The organism is Ruegeria sp. BHSC037, assembly GCF_059613045.1.
Map to the genome: position 1 here is coordinate 246,304 of NZ_JBXWRT010000001.1, position 15,313 is coordinate 261,616.

A 15,313-nucleotide genomic window follows, 5' to 3' on the forward strand; every position below is an offset into this window, starting at 1 on the left:
TCATCCTTACGTTGGCTTTGCGCCATGGCTAACGGGCAAGGGACGCCGCGTAAAGTGCAGCGGGCCGGGAACGCGGCTTTTTTGTCCTGCTTCAGGGGGTCCCGACCCAGGCGATCACCAAGGGAATGGTCAAAATGCTGACCAGGGTCGACAAGAAAATTGCCGCCGAGGCCCGGTGCGGCGCCACCCCGTAGTGCGCTGCCAGCATGTAGACGTTCCCGGCCACGGGCAGGGCGGCAGCGGAAATGGCCACGGCGGCGGCAAAAGGATCGGTCGGCAGCAGCCACAGCAGCACCACGGCCACACAGGCCGGATGCACGGCCAGTTTGCAAAAGCTGAGCCATAACGCGATCTGAACCCGCTCGGCCGATTTGGTGGCCAGCGAGGCGCCGATGGCGAACAGCGCGCCCGGCGTGGCGGCGCCGCCCAGAATGGTCAGAAAATCGTTCAATGGGGCCGGCACCGGCATCTGCAGGGCCGACCAGATCAACCCGGCCGAGATCGAGACGATCATGGGGTTCTTCAGCAAACCGAGCCCGATCAATCGCAATGTCCCGACGCTCAGCCGACCATCCCGCCCGCCATTGATCAGGATCACGATCAGCGAGGAAAACACCACCAGATCGACCGTCAGAACCAGCATGACCGGCCCGATGGCGGCCTCGGAGAACAGCATGGCCAGCATCGGCAGACCCAGAAAGCCCACATTGCCGATGGCCGCGCATTGCGCTTCGACCGCCGCGGTGGGGATGTCGAGCCCGCGCAGCCAGGCCACCAGCGTCGCCAGCGCGTAAACGCCCGCCGTGCCTATCAGATAGCCCAGCATCAGCCGCGCATTGAAGATCTCGGCAAAGGGTAGCGTGGCGGCAAAGCGGAACAGCATCGCCGACAGCGCGAAGTAGAACACGAACTTGGTCAGATAGGCCGTGGCGTCCTCGGTGAAGAACCGGCTTCGCCCGGCCCAGTATCCCAGGCCGATGATCGCAAAGAAGGGCAGGGTGCGCAGAAAGATATCGACCATGGGCGAAGTGGTAACATGATTTGACCGCTTCGCAAGTCGCGTGTCACCCGCTGCCGATCAATATCCCCGCCGCCAGTACCATCGCCCCGCCTAGAACCACTTGGAAGGCCGCACGGAAGAACGGCGTTTCCATGTACCGGTTCTGAATCCATGCGATGGCCCACAATTCGACGAACACGATGAAGAAGGCGATGATCGTCGCGGTCCAGAAGTCCGGAATCAGATAGGGCAGGGCATGGCCCAGCCCGCCCAGCGTGGTCATCACCCCCGAGGCCAGCCCGCGCTTGACCGGCGAGCCACGGCCCGACAACTCGCCATCGTCCGAGGCGGCCTCGGTGAAGCCCATCGAGATGCCCGCCCCGACCGAGGCGGCAAGACCCACCAGAAAGGTCGTCCACGGATCATGGGTGGCAAAGGCGGTGGCAAAGATTGGCGCCAGGGTCGACACCGATCCGTCCATCAGCCCCGCCAGCCCCGGCTGCACCCAGGTCAGAATGAATTGCCGATGCGCGATGGCCTTCTCGGCCTCTTTCTCGTCATGGCCCAGATGGGCCTGTTCCAATTCGTTTGCCGTGGCCTGATGCCCGGCCTCGGCCGCCGCCAGATCGCCCAGCAACTGACGGGTCGCGGCGTCGGTCGTGCGCGCGGCGGCGGCCAGATAGAACCGCTCGGCGTCGCGCTCCATCATCTCGGCCTCTTCGCGGATGCGCTCGATACCGAGGTTCTCGACCAGCCATATGGGGCGGCGGGCATAGAACCCGGCGACGTGTTCGCGGCGGATCAGGGGAATGACCGGGCCGAATCGCTTTTCATGCAACGCGATCAGTCGACGGCGGTGCTCGTCCTCTTCGGCGGCCATGCCGTCGAAGATCTTCGACGTCGCCGGATAGTCCTGGCGCAGCATTTCCGCATAGGACCGATAGATTCGCGCGTCGTCCTCTTCGGACGAAATCGCAAGCGCGAGGATTTCCTGCTCGGTCAGATCCTTGAAGTGTTTGCGTTGGGTGAAAAACCGCATCTCTGCCCCATTTTTAGAATGGTTCTAATATATCCGGTGCGATCGGGCATTCAACCCTTGTCGAAAACCGTTGAAACTGAACTGTACGGTTTATAGATTTGCAGCACCACCCAGCCAAGGAGACACCATGACCCAAGCCGCCACCATCGTGCGTACCGGACGGAAATTCGACCAGGTTCTGAAAGGCGCCCGTGAGGTTTTCATGGCGGACGGGTTCGAAGGCGCCAGCGTCGATGACATCGCACGCGCGGCGGGCGTATCGAAGGCCACGCTCTACAGCTATTTCCCCGACAAGCGGCTTCTGTTTTCCGAGGTGGCGCAGACCGAGTGCTGCCGTATGGCTGAAAACGTGTTGGCCATGATCGATGAGACCAAGCCCGTGCGCGAGGCGTTGATGATCACGGCAACCCATCTGACCCGGTTTCTGGTGTCGGATTTCGCGCAGCAGGTGTTCCGCATCTGCGTGGCCGAGCGCGACCGGTTTCCCGAACTGGGCAAGGCGTTCTACGAGGCAGGCCCCGCCAACGGCCAGCGCCAGATGGCCGAATACCTGGAAAAAGCCGTGGCCAAGGGCGAACTGGCGATTGATGACGTGCATTTTGCCGCCGAACAATTCGCCGAACTGTGCAAGGTGCGCCTGTGGACGCTGGCGGCCTTGGGGATCCAGACCCGGTTCTCGGACGAGGAAATCGACGAAGTGGCCAGGAACGCGGTCGAGATGTTCATGGCGCGGTACGGCACCTGACGGATCGGCTCAACCCGACAGCCCAACCAGCGCCACACCGCCCGCCATCAGAACTGCGGCCCCCAGCCTGCGCACCCAATAGCCTTCGTGCAGGAAGACGAAGCCGATCAGGGCCGCAAAAATCACCGAGGTTTCCCGCAACGCCGAGACCGCCCCCAGCGGTGCGAAATTCTTGGCATAGAGCACCAGTCCATAGGCCAGCATCGATACGAAACCGCCCAGAATGCCGATCGCCCAGGTGCGCGCCGGAAGCTGTGCCAGAACCTGGCGCCGTCGAAGGCCCACAAATCCGGCGATGAACAGATGCAAAAACGCTCCCCAAGCCCAGTAGCTGAGCGTGTTTCCAGACAGCCGCACCCCGATGCCATCCACAACCGAATAGACCGAGATGCAAAGTCCGGTACCCACCGCAAACCCCAGCGCTGCGCCGCCGACCCCTTGCCGGAGCGAGCTCCAACTGCTGAGCTGGATGCCGACCGCGATCAGGCCGATGCCGATCCAGGCTTGCAGGGGCAGAACCTCATCCAGCAAAAGATAGGCCCACAGCGCCACCAACGCAGGAACGATGCCCCGCGCGATCGGGTAGACGACGCTGAGGTCCCCATGCTGATAGGCTTTGCCCAGCATGTAGTAATAGCCGAAATGCACCACCGTGGACAAAAGGATGTAGACAAAGCTTTCGCCGCCCGGAAAGGGCAGGATAAGGATCATGACGCTGGCCGGGATCACATGCCCGAAGGCCACAAGGCCCAGCGTGGTCGTCCGGTCGCCCGCGGTTTTGACGATGGCGTTCCAGACGGCGTGCAGGATGGCAGCCGACAGAATGATTGCAACGACGAATGGGCTCACCGGCGGTCCTCAGGTGATGGGGCGGCCCCAAGCAGGATCGGCCCGGCTGCAACTTTCTCGCACCGGGCTGTCAGCGGGGCCGCGCCGGTGGTCGATTCCGGTTACATCGGATTGGCCTGCGCGCGCAAGGTTCCTAAGTCTGGAACAGCAAGAGTCCAAAGGCGCGTTGCTGGTCCTAAGCCGTTGCACGCCGTCCGGCGTCGATGCCGGCGATCTTGTCCAACAGGTCGATGATTTCACTCGTTCCGCTACCGCTCCGCAGGTTGGTGAATACGAATGGCCGATCACCGCGCATCCGGGCCGCATCGCGCTGCATCACCGACAGATCCGCTCCGACATGCGGGGCAAGGTCGATCTTGTTGATGATCAGGATGTCCGACCGGGTGATCGCGGGGCCACCCTTGCGGGGGATCTCTTCGCCCGCGGCCACGTCGATCACATAGATCGTCACATCGGCCAGTTCCGGGCTGAAGGTGGCCGAAAGGTTGTCACCGCCGGATTCGATCAGAACGATCTCGACCTCGGGGTGACGGCGCACCATCTCGGCCACCGCGGCCAGATTGATCGAGGCATCCTCGCGGATCGCCGTATGCGGGCAGCCTCCGGTTTCCACCCCGATCACCCGGTCCTGCGGCAGGATCTGCATGCGCATCAGCGCCTCGGCGTCTTCTTGCGTGTAGATGTCATTGGTGATCACCCCGATCGAGTGGGTGTCGCGCAGCGCGCGGGCGAGGGCGGCGGTCAGGCTGGTCTTGCCCGCACCGACCGGGCCGCCGATGCCCACCCGCAGAGGGCCGTTCATGCTGCTCATGTGCGGAATATCCTTGGTTGTTGAGTTTCATGTTGCATGGCCGCGATCTCGGCCAGAAAGGCGGTGCCGGACAGGGCGGACAGATCGGCCTCCACCGCCGCGTGCGCCTGATGTGCGCACAAGGGCGCCATGTCTCGGACGACCCCTTGCGCAGCGGTCTGGCCGAGGGGCATCAGCCGCTGCGCGGCCGAAACAAGATTGCTGATGAACGCATGCAAATACAGCCGCGCGGTCGGTTCCACCGGCAAACCGGCGTGGCGCGCGGCGCAGCCGACGGCGACGGGATAAGTCAGATCCGCCAGCTCGATGTCCCAGACCGCTGCCGTCACACCGCAGAAGGCAGCGCCCTGTTGCGCGGTCTCGAACCTGCGCTCGAAGGGGCCGGCGAAGGCGCGGGCCATATCGTCAAGTTCGGCCACGGCAAGCTCGGATTTGGCGCGCCAAGCGGCGGTCAGAAACAGGGCATCCGACCATCCGGCACCGTATTCCAGCACGTCGTGCAGCCAATCCCGCAGGCTGGCCGCATCGTGCACCGCGCCCGATTGAACCAGACGTTCCAGACCGTGCGAATAGGCAAAAGCCCCGACTGGGTAGGCGGGTGACAGCCACTGCGTCAGCGTCAGCAGATCAAGGTCAGTGGCTGTGGCCATGCGTCCGCCCGTGCCCATATGCGCCGCCTTCGGGGCTGAAGGGCGCGCGGATGTCTTGAACCGTCGCGCCAAGTTTCAGCAGCATGTCGCGGATCACATGGTCGCGGCGGATCACCAGGCGGTCGGGCTCGATCTGGCAGGGGGTGTGGCGGTTGCCGATATGCCAGGCAAGCCGAGTCAGATCGGGGCCGGTGACGGCGAACAGGTCCTCTTCGGCGGCAACCACCTCGATCAGGCGGCCATCGGCCAGTTCGAACGCGTCCCCCCCGTCCAGCGACGTCGTCTGCGACAGATCCACCAGGAACTCCTCGTTCTGGGTGGTGCGTAGCATCCGGCGGCGCAGAAAGCGGTCTTCGTAGTTCAGCGTCACGGTGCCATGGGTTTCGTCCCACTGACCGTTGCGGCGGATTTTCTGTGATGTGGCAAGCATCGAGGGCATCCCTTTTCAGAACAGGAAATAGCGTTGCGCCATGGGCAGGGTTTCGGCGGGTTGGCAAGTCAGCAATTCACCGTCGGCGCGTACCTCGTAGGTTTCGGGGTTCACGTCGATTTCGGGCAAGGCATCGTTCAGTCGCAGATCGCGCTTGCCGATCGCCCGGGTGTTGCGCACGGCGACGGTCTGCTTGGCCAGGCCCAGACGCGCGGCGATGCCGTCCTCTTGCGCGGCTTCCGACACGAAGGTCACCGCGCCCTGCTCGACCGAGCGGCCATAAGCCCCCCACATCGGCCGGGAATAGACCGGCTGAGGCGTGGGGATTGAGGCGTTCGGATCGCCCATCTGCGCACAGGCGATGGTGCCGCCCAGCAAAACCATCTCGGGCTTCACGCCGAAAAAGGCGGGGTTCCACAGCACCAGATCGGCGCGTTTGCCCTCCTCGATGCTGCCGATATGGGTACCCAGCCCGTGCGCGATGGCCGGGTTGATCGTGTATTTCGCGATATAGCGGCGCACGCGGAAATTGTCGTTTTCGCCCGTTTCTTCAGGCAGGCGCCCGCGTTGTTTCTTCATCTTGTCGGCGGTCTGCCATGTGCGGATCAGCACCTCACCCACGCGGCCCATCGCCTGACTGTCGGACGCGATGATGCTGAAGGCGCCCATGTCGTGCAGAATGTCCTCGGCCGCGATGGTCTCGCGCCGGATGCGGCTCTCGGCAAAGGCCACGTCCTCGGGGATGGATTTGTCGAGGTGATGGCAGACCATCAGCATGTCCAAATGCTCTTCGACCGTGTTCACCGTAAAGGGCCGGGTCGGGTTGGTCGAGGAGGGCAGCACATGCGTTTCGCCGCAGATCTTGATGATGTCGGGGGCGTGGCCACCGCCCGCGCCCTCGGTGTGGAAGGCGTGGATCGTGCGGCCTTTCATGGCGGCCACGGTGTTTTCGACGAACCCGCTTTCGTTCAGCGTATCGGTGTGGATCATCACCTGCACGTCCATCTCGTCGGCCACCGACAGGCAGCAATCGATGGCCGCAGGGGTGGTGCCCCAGTCCTCGTGCAGCTTCAGGGCGCAGGCCCCGGCCAGGACCTGTTCGCGCAGAGCAGCCGGTTGCGAGGCGTTGCCCTTGCCCGCAAAGGCCAGGTTCATCGGAAAGGCGTCGGCCGCCTGCAGCATGCGCCCGATATGCCAAGGGCCGGGCGTGCAGGTAGTGGCTAGCGTGCCATGCGCCGGGCCGGTGCCGCCGCCCAGCATGGTGGTCAGGCCGGAATGCAGCGCATCCTCGATCTGTTGCGGGCAGATGAAATGGATGTGGCTGTCGAACCCGCCGGCGGTCAGGATGCGGCCTTCGCCGGCGATGGCCTCGGTACCGGGGCCGACGATGATATCGACGCCGGGCTGCGTGTCGGGGTTGCCCGCCTTGCCGATCTTGGCGATGCGCCCGTCCTTCAGGCCCACATCCGCCTTGTAGATGCCCGTCCAGTCAACGATCAGCGCATTGGTGATCACGGTGTCCACCGCGCCTTCGGCGCGGGTTGCCTGAGACTGGCCCATGCCATCGCGGATCACCTTGCCGCCGCCGAACTTTACCTCTTCGCCATAGGTGGTCAGGTCGCGCTCGACCTCGATGATCAGGTCGGTATCCGCCAGCCGCACCTTGTCGCCCTTGGTGGGGCCGTACATGGCGGCATAGTCGGAACGTTTGATCTGGGCTGGCATCAGAGGTCTCCCATGACTGCGCCGTTGAACCCGAACACGCGCCGCGCGCCGCCGATCGGGATCAGCTGCACTTCGCGCCGCTGGCCGGGTTCGAAACGCACGGCGGTTCCGGCGGCGATGTCCAGCCGCATGCCGTGGGCGGCGGCCCGGTCGAAGTCCAGCGCCGGATTTGTTTCGGCGAAATGATAGTGCGAGCCCACCTGCACGGGCCGGTCGCCGGTATTGGCCACCATCAGGGTGATCGCCGTCGCGCCCGCGTTCAGCTCGATCTGGCCGGGGGCAGTGATGACCTCACCGGGGATCATTTGCGCGCCTTCAGCCAGAATGCGACGCCGCCGATCGCCAGCAGCAGGACCAGCACCAGCCAAGTGCCCGAGTCATGCGGGTGCAGGTGCGGTCCGTCATGCGCCAGCGCGGGTGCGGCCATCAGGGCGAAGGGCAGGAAACCCAGGTATTTCATCGTCATCTCCTTCAGCGGATGGGGTTGTGCACGGTGACCAGCTTGGTGCCGTCGGGAAACGTCGCCTCGACCTGCACCTCGTGGATCATCTCGGGGATGCCGTCCATGCACTGGTCGCGGGTGAGGACCTGCGCGCCGGCCTCCATCATGTCGGCGACCGAGCGGCCGTCGCGGGCGCCCTCGACCACGGCATCGGTGATCAGCGCGATGGCCTCGGGGTAGTTCAGACGCACGCCCCGGGCCAGGCGCTTGCGCGCCACCTCGGCGGCCATGGCGATCAGCAGTTTGTCTTTTTCACACGGCGAGAGTTGCATGTCAGATCATCCAGGGTCTTGGCAGGGAATTGCGGGTCAGCCGGTTCAGGATCGGCACAAGGGTCTGGCGCAGCGCGAAACCGTCGGGCGCCAGCAGGCGCATCAACAGCATGTCATCACCCAAAAGGCTGACGCCGCCGGTGTCAGGCAAGGCCGCGCGGATCGGGTCCAGATGCGCAGCGGCATCCGGGCGGATCAGTATCAGGCTGCTGAGTGCGCCGGCGCCGTCGCCAACGCCTGGCCGGGCCATTTCCGCCGCCAGATCACCGGTCAAACGCAGCGCGTCCAGATGCGCCAGTCGGCCCGCGCGCCAGATTTCGATGCGGTCTTGGAAGTGAGCCGATGTCACCTGCTCGCCCATCGCCGCGCGGCCGAAGATCAGGGATTCCACCAGCAGCATGCTGGCATCGGGGGCCACATCGACACGCAGGCGGCGGTCGATCGCGCAACCATCGAACAGGATGGTTTCCTGCGGCAGCCAGTTCAACTGGCCGCCCGTAGCCACGGTCAGATGTGTCCGAATCTGGCCCGGAGCTGCTCCGGACGCGCGATAAGCGCGCTCGGCCGCCTGCGTGGTTATGGTCAGACGCGAATCTGCCCCTGCGGTGGCAGACAGGTCAAATCTGTCTCCGCCGGTGACGCCGCCGGCGGTATTGACCAGCACGGCCTGCATGTCAGCGCCATCGCGCCGTGGAAACAGCAACTTCAGCGACCCTTGCTGGCGCAGGTCCTGCAACTCGGTCCGGCCAGCGCGCCCAACCACGGACACCACGCCCCGCCCGACGGCACGAGGAGGCGCGGCGATCGCTTGTGCGGGCGTTATTGCGGACAAAGAAGTAATTGGAAGCTCCGGGCGAGAGGACTGTCGGATGCGAAAGCACCACAGCCATTTCCTCGAGTCAGCGCAGCCCGGCAGAGGCAATTGGGTCAGAACACTCGTTAGCCCATTTTCTGGGCACTATTTCCCCTGTCGCCCGAAGAATAATCACTTCGCCAATGCCTGTGATAATCCGGCCCTCGGCCACAAATCAAAAGAAAAGGGCGGCCAGTTTGGCCGCCCGTTCCGGTGTCTGTCGTCGGTCAGAGCGTGATGCGGAAGGCCGCGAAACCGTCGGCCCCGTTGCCTGCATCTTCCAGCGCCAACCCTTTGACGTCGCTGATGTAATCACGCGCTTTGGGGCCGGTTTCAAACAGAACTGTGGTGTCGCCCAGCGGTGCGAAGGACCAGTTGCCGTCGGCCTTGGGGTCGATCGTGCCTTGCTCGACGATATAGCGCACGATCACGTCGCGGTTGGTGTCGGGGGCCTCGAACACGATAGTGTCGCCCATCGCGCCCGGGAACGATCCGCCGCCCGAAGCGCGGTAGTTGTTGGTGGCAATGATGAACTCCATGTCGTCGGTCACCGGAGCACCGTTGAACTGCAAGTTCACGACGCGCGCTGCGTCGGGGTTGACCTCTTCGCCCTTTGGGCCAAAGCGCGAGGGCTGAGACAGGTCGATCTGATAGGTCACACCGTCGATCACGTCGAAATTGTAGGACGGGAATTCGGGGTTCAGCAGCAGCGCATCCTTGGCGCCCGGCTCGATCTGGTTGAACATCCCGGCCGAACGCTCCAGCCAGCCGCGCAATTGCGCGCCGTTCACGCGAACCGCGCGCACGGTGTTAGGATAGAGATACAGATCGGCCACGTTCTTGATCGCCACATCGCCCACCGGGACGTCGGTATAGTATTCGGGGCCACCCCGGCCACCGGCCTTGAAAGGTGCCGCGGCCGACAGGATCGGCAGGCCCTCATGCTCGGTGCCTTTCAGCATCTCTTCGATATACCATTTTTGCGCGATCGACACGATCTGGACCGAGGGGTCGTCGGCCACCAGCGCGAAATAGCTGTGCAGCGGGGCCGAGGTCTTGCCCACCGCGCGGCGCACATAGGCCAGCGTTTCCTCGTGATCCTGCGCGACCGAGGCCAGCACCTTGGGGTCGTCCTCGACCAGCGCGGTGATCGAGCGGTCTTCGTTGCGCTTCGAAATCGGCCGGGCCTCGGAGGTGGTGGTGACCACGCGCCATTCGTTGCCGTCGCGTTCCAGCAGCAGGTCAAGCACGCCCAGATGCGACCCCCAGAACCCGCCCATGACGGCCGGCTTGCCCATCAGCGTGCCCTTGTCCACGTCAACGCCGGCACGGTCGGCGAAGGTGGGCGAGGGGAAGACCAGGTGGTTGTGCCCGGTCACCAGCGCATCGATGCCATCGACCCCGGCCAGCGGGACCGAGGCGTTCTCCATCCCGTCCGCGTGATCGGCCGCGCCGATGCCCGAATGCGACAGGGCCAGGATCAGATCGCAGCCCTGCTCTTTCATCTCGGGCACAAAGGCTTTGGCGGTCTCGACGATGTCGCGGGCCTGCACGTTGCCTTCCAGGTGGCGGCGGTCCCAGTTCATGACCTGCGGCGGGGTGAAGCCGATGACGCCGATGCGGATCGGCTGCTTGCTGCCATCGCCCAGCTCGATCTCGCGGTCGAGGATGACATAGGGCTGCACCAGCGTCTTGTCTGCGCGCGGATTTGCACCCTGTTCCTTGGCGATATTTGCCAGCACGATCGGGAACTGCGCCCCGGCCAGCGATTTTTCCAGAAAGCTCAGGCCATAGTTGAACTCGTGGTTGCCCAGCGTCGCGGCATCATAACCCAACGTGTTGAACGCGTTGATGATCGGGTGGGTGTCGCCATCGTTCATGCCACGCTCGTAGGCGATGTAGTCGCCCATCGGGTTGCCCTGAAGAAAGTCGCCATTGTCGACCAGCATCGAGTTTGTGGCCTCGGCCCGGATCTGGTTGATGATCGAGGCCGCGCGCGACAGACCTACCGTATCGCGCGGCTTGTCGGCGTAGTAGTCATAGGGAAAGACGTGAACGTGAATGTCGGTCGTTTCCATGATCCGCAGATGCGCCTGATTGCTTGCGGCGGCGGCGGAAAACGGGTGCAGGGAAACCATGGCGACGCCAGCCGTGGTGGTGGCCAGGAATTGACGCCGCGACATCGCGAATTTGCTGGATAGGGTCATGAAGCACCTCTCGAAATAAATTGGTCGACGCATCATCTGAACGTTAATGACGACAATGACGTGACAGCGCGATCCGCGGGGATCACCCGGCGCGCCGATGGTTCAGACTGACCGCTTTTGACACCCGAGTAAAGCGTCCACGCGGCCATCGAGCTGCGCTCGGGCGGTGCGGCGCCTAACGCGCCGTGGTGCGGGCCCAGGCTGGGGCGCCCGGGCCGCGGCCTCAGTCTTTTTTCACGTCGCTAGCAAACCGCGCGGCGTTTTCCCGCGCAAAGGCACTGGCATCAGCCGCGGCATCCCAGAACTGAGGATTGGCCTTGGGAATGGTCAGCGCCTTCTGAACTGCGGGCCGGGCGTCGATGCGGTCGAACCATGCGTTCAGATGCGGAAGATCATCGACCTGAACCCGTGCCCAGACATAGGCCCGCGCCCAGGGGTACAGCATCATGTCCGCGATCGTATATTGCCCCGCCGCGATCCAGTCGCGCCCATTCAGGCGATCATTCATCACCTCCATCAGGCGGCGGCTTTCGTCCACGTAGCGGCGGATCGAGAACGGTTCGGTATGACCGTTGGGGGCGGCAATATGCTGGAAATACATCGCCTGGCCCATCATCGGACCCACATGTCCGACCTGGAACAGCATCCATTGCATCACCTCGGACTGCTGCACGGGGTCAGAGGGCAGGAATCGACCGTATTTCTGCGCGAGGTGCCACAGGATTGCGCCGCTTTCGAAAATCGCCCGTCCTTCTTCTCGGTCCTCGATCACCGGAATCTTGCCGTTGGGGTTCAGCGACAAGAACGCCGGCGTCTTTTGTTCCTGTTTGGAAAAGTCGATGGGGGTTAGGTCGTAGGGCACGCCTGCCTCTTCCAAGAAGATCACCGGTTTGTAGCCATTCATCGTGGCCGCGGTGTACAGGTGAATGTCAGGCCGCGACATGCGCGATCTCCTCGAAATGCTCTTTCAGATGCGCGTCGAACCTCTGGAAATCCTGTTCGATCCGGGGGTTCTTCATCACGTCGAAGGCCGCGAAGGTGGGCAAAGGCTGCATCGCCAGAAACTTGGCGTTCAGGTGCATGGGCCACAACAGGTCGTCGACGCTGGCCCCGGCAAAGAACGGCTCGGCCGGGTTGTCGAACGCCTCACGCGGGGCGTTGAAGGTGACCGACAGCATGTATTTCGTTCCGTGCAGCAGGCCACCGGTGCCATAGTTGGCCTTGGGCGCCTCGGCGGTCCGGCCGTCGCCGGCCAGCAACCGGCCGTCCATGCCCGCGGTGTAGACCTCGTCGATGTATTTCTTGAACACCCACGGTACACCCATCCAGTTCACCGGAAACTGCATGATGACCACATCCGCCCAGACATGCGCGTCGATCTCGGTGTTGATGTCGTACCCTTCGGCAACCGTGGTCATACGCACCTCGTGGCCCATACCGGCCAGTGCGTCCTGCGCCCGTTGCACCAGCGACGCATTCAGGCGGCCAGGTGCGAACTCGTAAGGCTGCGTACCGTTCACGATCTGGATCTTGCTCATCTTCATATCCTTGGTTTTGAAACTGCTTGCCCCTTGACTTTGGCCGGGGTGAAACCGAACTTGAGAACAGTAGTGAGGAATTGCAACCAGTTTACTTTTTGTAATCTACTGGATTGGAGAAGGCGATGCGTGCCCGTATCGAACAGGACGACCAAGGAAAGCGGCAAGCAGTGGATGCGTGCCGCGAACCATGCCCCATCGAACGCGGCATGCGGATCATCGGCGGCAAGTGGACCGGGTCAATCTTATGGCACCTCAAAGACGAGCCGGTGCGGTTCAATGACCTTTCGCGGATGATCGGTGGGGCCAGCAAAAAGATGATCGCCGAACGCCTGCGGCAATTGGAGCAACAAGGGCTGGTTCACCGCCAAGTGCTCGAAACCTCGCCGGTTTCGGTGCAATATTCGGTTACGGATTTGGGGCGCACTGCACTCGGTTTTCTAGACGAGCTGCGGAAATGGACCGAAACATTACCAGGCGGTGAAACCTGACTGGCGCTATGCCTCGGGGGATTGTTGCAAACCGTTGGAGATCTGGGCTGCGGCGCGCGTGACGCGAGCAGCCATCGCCTCAAGCTGGGCGTCCGAAAAACGGGTTGTGGGCCCGGAAATGGACAGGCCGGCAATCACGCGCCCCAAAACATCGAAAATGGGTGCCGCAATACAACGCATACCCAGAAAGCGCTCTTCATCGTCAATCGCCCAGCCTTGCGCCCTGCATCTTTGCAGTTCGTGCTTCAATTGCGCGACATCGGTGATTGATTTCGGTGTCTGGGCCTCGAGTTTCGACTTGCGCAGTAGGGTCTCAAGACGACCGGGGTCCATGTGAGCCATTATTATTTTGCCAACACCTGATGTGTGAAACTTGGTGGTGGTACCGTTCTTTATCGAGGCGCGGATCGGGTTGTCCGATTCGACTTGAACCAGGTACAGCAACGCTCCTCCGTTCTCGATGGCCAGATTGGCGGTTTCGCCTGTCTCCGCCGCGAGGGTGCGCATGACGGGCGGTGCGATTTCAAGAAGGTTCGAGCCGGGCTCAAACGCGTTGCCGATCCGGTATGCCTGTGGCCCGATGCGCCACATTCCGTCTGTCCCGTCCTGGGACACCAAACCCCGATTTTGGAGTGTTGCCAAAGCCCTGTGCACAGTTGGCGCCGGAATTCCGGTCTCGGTCGAAATCGCCGAAAGCGACGCCCGGCGCATGTCCGCCAAACACGAAAAGATACGCAGTCCGCGGTCCAGCGCCATCACCGGCGAGACATCGTTCGTTTCCATCGGAGATTTCCTGCGCGGACGTCCTCGGCGCGCGGCGGGCGTTTGTTCGGTCATGGAAATCCAAGCATCAATTCGTCAAATTCGTGTCCCTTTAACTTAGCGGCCAGAGCACAGTAAAAAAATGAAAAATATAATAGTGTTCAAAAACATAATGTTATGCGATTTTTTCTGCCTTTTTTTCAGGTATTTCCAAAATCTTTTGAAAAAATGGGATTCTGGCTTATCGTTGAGGCATCCGCAGGAGGGCGGATCGGAGCCAGCACCGCGCAAACGGTCAGTGCCCAACCAAGGGAGGAAACATGACAAAATCTTTGAACCGCAGAAATTTTCTGCGCGGGTCGGCCGTTGTGGGCGCAGGTGCGCTTGCGGCACCCGCGGTACACGCGCAGGAGGGAACCACACTCAAGATGCAGGCGGCCTGGGGCGGAGGCATCTTTCTTGAAAACGCTCAATCCTATGTGAACCGTGTCAACGAGATGACGGGAGGCCGCCTGACCATCGAACTGCTGCCCGTGAACTCGGTCGTGAAGACCAGCCAGATGCAGGACGCGGTTCACCGCGGTGTTCTGGACGCGGCCCATTACGTGGCGGCCTATTGGTATTCGAAATCCAAAACGGCCTCGCTGTTTGGGACTGGCCCCTGTTTTGGCTGGTCCAGCCAAGAAGTTCTGGGCTGGGTCTATTACGGCGGCGGTCAGGAACTGTTCGACGAATTGATGGCCAACTTGGGTCTGAACGTCGTGTCGTTCTTCAACTCGCCCATGCCGGCGCAGCCGCTGGGGTGGTTCAAAGAGCAGATCACCAGCGCCGACCAGATGAACGGTCTGAAATACCGGACCGTCGGATTGGCGGCGGATGTTCTGTTGGAAATGGGCATGTCTGTGGTGCAGCTGCCGGGTGGCGAGATTCAGCCTGCGATGAAGTCCGGCCTGATCGACGCGGCCGAGTTCAACAACCCGACATCAGACCGCGACTTCGGCATGCAGGACGTTTCGAAACATTACCATCTGGCCTCGTTCCACCAGAGCCAGGAATTCTTCGAGGTCACATTCAACAAGGACAAGTACAACGCCCTGTCGCCCGAGCTTCAGGCAATTCTGAAATACGCCTCCGAGGCCGAGAACTCGAACTTCTATTGGCACAACACCAAGCGCTACTCGGAAGATCTGGTAAAGCTGGCCGAAGAGCAGGGCGTGAACGTCTATCGTACGCCCGACAGCGTCATGCAGGCGCAGCTGGATGCTTGGGACGTGGTGGTCGAGCGGATTTCAGGCGAGGACCCGTTCTTTGCCAAGGTCATCGAAAGCCAGAAGGCCTATGCCAAGACGGTCATGAACTATCTGAACCTGAACCAGCCCGACTACAAGCTGGCCTACAAGCACTACTTCAGCTGACCAACGACGTCAGTAGCACCAAAG

General features: G+C 62.4%; 18 protein-coding genes. 3 read left to right on the plus strand and 15 right to left on the minus strand.

The features are described 5' to 3' along the window. Positions 1 to 91 precede the first annotated feature (91 nt). Together AC2FMN_RS01130 and mbfA are read right to left on the minus strand one after the other, a co-directional pair. Entirely contained in the window at positions 92 to 1,021 is a 930-nt protein-coding gene (locus tag AC2FMN_RS01130; protein WP_496685499.1) for an AEC family transporter, read from the minus strand. Between the two features lie 43 nt (positions 1,022 to 1,064). Beyond that, positions 1,065 to 2,039: an iron exporter MbfA gene (gene mbfA, locus AC2FMN_RS01135; RefSeq protein WP_496685501.1), complete on the minus strand. Its 975-nt coding sequence runs from the start codon at positions 2,037 to 2,039 to the stop codon at positions 1,065 to 1,067. Positions 2,040 to 2,166: 127 nt separating this feature from the next. Here mbfA and AC2FMN_RS01140 point away from each other — a divergent pair, with 127 nt between their 5' ends. After that, complete coding sequence (locus AC2FMN_RS01140) at positions 2,167 to 2,784, plus strand: TetR/AcrR family transcriptional regulator C-terminal domain-containing protein (RefSeq protein WP_490362398.1); 618 nt, start codon at positions 2,167 to 2,169, stop codon at positions 2,782 to 2,784. Positions 2,785 to 2,793: 9 nt separating this feature from the next. On the opposite strand, the gene AC2FMN_RS01145 is transcribed toward AC2FMN_RS01140, so the two are convergent. The 12 genes from AC2FMN_RS01145 to AC2FMN_RS01200 form a co-directional block, all read right to left on the minus strand. Further along, a complete protein-coding gene (locus tag AC2FMN_RS01145; protein WP_496685503.1) occupies positions 2,794 to 3,633 on the minus strand; it encodes an EamA family transporter in 840 nt (279 codons plus the stop codon). Between the two features lie 175 nt (positions 3,634 to 3,808). Next, positions 3,809 to 4,444 carry an urease accessory protein UreG gene (gene ureG, locus AC2FMN_RS01150; protein ID WP_170359481.1) on the minus strand — a complete coding sequence of 212 codons (636 nt, stop codon included), beginning with the start codon at positions 4,442 to 4,444 and terminating at the stop codon, positions 3,809 to 3,811. After that, on the minus strand, positions 4,441 to 5,094 hold the full coding sequence (locus AC2FMN_RS01155) for an urease accessory protein UreF (protein ID WP_496685504.1): 654 nt from the start codon (positions 5,092 to 5,094) through the stop codon (positions 4,441 to 4,443). Before AC2FMN_RS01155 ends, ureG begins: the two co-directional genes overlap by 4 nt. After that, complete coding sequence (locus AC2FMN_RS01160; protein WP_496684212.1) at positions 5,078 to 5,524, minus strand: urease accessory protein UreE; 447 nt, start codon at positions 5,522 to 5,524, stop codon at positions 5,078 to 5,080. The genes AC2FMN_RS01155 and AC2FMN_RS01160 overlap by 17 nt, the downstream gene beginning before the upstream one ends. A 15-nt stretch (positions 5,525 to 5,539) precedes the next feature. Further along, positions 5,540 to 7,249 (minus strand): urease subunit alpha, encoded by a 1,710-nt coding sequence (gene ureC / locus AC2FMN_RS01165; protein ID WP_496685507.1) that lies wholly within the window; start codon positions 7,247 to 7,249, stop codon positions 5,540 to 5,542. Then, complete coding sequence (locus AC2FMN_RS01170) at positions 7,249 to 7,554, minus strand: urease subunit beta (protein WP_496685510.1); 306 nt, start codon at positions 7,552 to 7,554, stop codon at positions 7,249 to 7,251. The genes ureC and AC2FMN_RS01170 overlap by 1 nt, the downstream gene beginning before the upstream one ends. Beyond that, positions 7,551 to 7,709, minus strand: a complete 159-nt coding sequence (locus AC2FMN_RS01175; RefSeq protein ID WP_496685513.1) for a hypothetical protein — start codon at positions 7,707 to 7,709, stop codon at positions 7,551 to 7,553. Before AC2FMN_RS01175 ends, AC2FMN_RS01170 begins: the two co-directional genes overlap by 4 nt. 11 nt (positions 7,710 to 7,720) lie before the next feature. Next, positions 7,721 to 8,023 carry an urease subunit gamma gene (locus AC2FMN_RS01180; protein WP_496685516.1) on the minus strand — a complete coding sequence of 101 codons (303 nt, stop codon included), beginning with the start codon at positions 8,021 to 8,023 and terminating at the stop codon, positions 7,721 to 7,723. A gap of 1 nt (position 8,024) precedes the next feature. Continuing rightward, positions 8,025 to 8,786 carry an urease accessory protein UreD gene (locus AC2FMN_RS01185; protein ID WP_496685746.1) on the minus strand — a complete coding sequence of 254 codons (762 nt, stop codon included), beginning with the start codon at positions 8,784 to 8,786 and terminating at the stop codon, positions 8,025 to 8,027. 317 nt (positions 8,787 to 9,103) lie between these two features. Further along, the gene (locus tag AC2FMN_RS01190) at positions 9,104 to 11,083 is read right to left on the minus strand and encodes a bifunctional 2',3'-cyclic-nucleotide 2'-phosphodiesterase/3'-nucleotidase (protein WP_496685519.1); all 1,980 of its coding nucleotides are present in this window, start codon (positions 11,081 to 11,083) and stop codon (positions 9,104 to 9,106) included. A 223-nt stretch (positions 11,084 to 11,306) separates the two neighbouring features. Then, entirely contained in the window at positions 11,307 to 12,026 is a 720-nt protein-coding gene (locus tag AC2FMN_RS01195; protein ID WP_496685522.1) for a glutathione S-transferase family protein, read from the minus strand. Next, on the minus strand, positions 12,013 to 12,621 hold the full coding sequence (locus tag AC2FMN_RS01200) for an NAD(P)H-dependent oxidoreductase (protein ID WP_496684198.1): 609 nt from the start codon (positions 12,619 to 12,621) through the stop codon (positions 12,013 to 12,015). Before AC2FMN_RS01200 ends, AC2FMN_RS01195 begins: the two co-directional genes overlap by 14 nt. Before the next feature lie 125 nt (positions 12,622 to 12,746). Here AC2FMN_RS01200 and AC2FMN_RS01205 point away from each other — a divergent pair, with 125 nt between their 5' ends. Beyond that, positions 12,747 to 13,112, plus strand: a complete 366-nt coding sequence (locus AC2FMN_RS01205; RefSeq protein WP_496685524.1) for a winged helix-turn-helix transcriptional regulator — start codon at positions 12,747 to 12,749, stop codon at positions 13,110 to 13,112. Positions 13,113 to 13,118: 6 nt separating this feature from the next. Here the strand turns inward: AC2FMN_RS01205 and AC2FMN_RS01210 are convergent, their stop codons facing one another. Further along, positions 13,119 to 13,949 carry an IclR family transcriptional regulator gene (locus tag AC2FMN_RS01210; RefSeq protein WP_496685526.1) on the minus strand — a complete coding sequence of 277 codons (831 nt, stop codon included), beginning with the start codon at positions 13,947 to 13,949 and terminating at the stop codon, positions 13,119 to 13,121. Positions 13,950 to 14,194: 245 nt separating this feature from the next. Between AC2FMN_RS01210 and AC2FMN_RS01215 the strand changes: the two genes are divergently transcribed. Then, positions 14,195 to 15,289 carry a TRAP transporter substrate-binding protein gene (locus AC2FMN_RS01215; RefSeq protein WP_496685528.1) on the plus strand — a complete coding sequence of 365 codons (1,095 nt, stop codon included), beginning with the start codon at positions 14,195 to 14,197 and terminating at the stop codon, positions 15,287 to 15,289. The last annotated feature ends 24 nt before the right edge of the window (positions 15,290 to 15,313 follow it).

Excerpts from the sequence above, each read along its gene's own strand:
- AC2FMN_RS01130 (WP_496685499.1), bottom strand. The coding sequence starts at position 1,021 with ATGGTCGATATCTTTCTGCGCACCCTGCCCTTCTTTGCGATCATCGGC.
- mbfA (WP_496685501.1), bottom strand. The coding sequence starts at position 2,039 with ATGCGGTTTTTCACCCAACGCAAACACTTCAAGGATCTGACCGAGCAG.
- AC2FMN_RS01140 (WP_490362398.1), top strand. The coding sequence starts at position 2,167 with ATGACCCAAGCCGCCACCATCGTGCGTACCGGACGGAAATTCGACCAG.
- ureG (WP_170359481.1), bottom strand. The coding sequence starts at position 4,444 with ATGAGCAGCATGAACGGCCCTCTGCGGGTGGGCATCGGCGGCCCGGTC.
- AC2FMN_RS01155 (WP_496685504.1), bottom strand. The coding sequence starts at position 5,094 with ATGGCCACAGCCACTGACCTTGATCTGCTGACGCTGACGCAGTGGCTG.
- AC2FMN_RS01160 (WP_496684212.1), bottom strand. The coding sequence starts at position 5,524 with ATGCTTGCCACATCACAGAAAATCCGCCGCAACGGTCAGTGGGACGAA.
- ureC (WP_496685507.1), bottom strand. The coding sequence starts at position 7,249 with ATGCCAGCCCAGATCAAACGTTCCGACTATGCCGCCATGTACGGCCCC.
- AC2FMN_RS01170 (WP_496685510.1), bottom strand. The coding sequence starts at position 7,554 with ATGATCCCCGGTGAGGTCATCACTGCCCCCGGCCAGATCGAGCTGAAC.
- AC2FMN_RS01175 (WP_496685513.1), bottom strand. The coding sequence starts at position 7,709 with ATGAAATACCTGGGTTTCCTGCCCTTCGCCCTGATGGCCGCACCCGCG.
- AC2FMN_RS01180 (WP_496685516.1), bottom strand. The coding sequence starts at position 8,023 with ATGCAACTCTCGCCGTGTGAAAAAGACAAACTGCTGATCGCCATGGCC.
- AC2FMN_RS01190 (WP_496685519.1), bottom strand. The coding sequence starts at position 11,083 with ATGACCCTATCCAGCAAATTCGCGATGTCGCGGCGTCAATTCCTGGCC.
- AC2FMN_RS01195 (WP_496685522.1), bottom strand. The coding sequence starts at position 12,026 with ATGTCGCGGCCTGACATTCACCTGTACACCGCGGCCACGATGAATGGC.
- AC2FMN_RS01200 (WP_496684198.1), bottom strand. The coding sequence starts at position 12,621 with ATGAGCAAGATCCAGATCGTGAACGGTACGCAGCCTTACGAGTTCGCA.
- AC2FMN_RS01205 (WP_496685524.1), top strand. The coding sequence starts at position 12,747 with ATGCGTGCCCGTATCGAACAGGACGACCAAGGAAAGCGGCAAGCAGTG.
- AC2FMN_RS01210 (WP_496685526.1), bottom strand. The coding sequence starts at position 13,949 with ATGACCGAACAAACGCCCGCCGCGCGCCGAGGACGTCCGCGCAGGAAA.
- AC2FMN_RS01215 (WP_496685528.1), top strand. The coding sequence starts at position 14,195 with ATGACAAAATCTTTGAACCGCAGAAATTTTCTGCGCGGGTCGGCCGTT.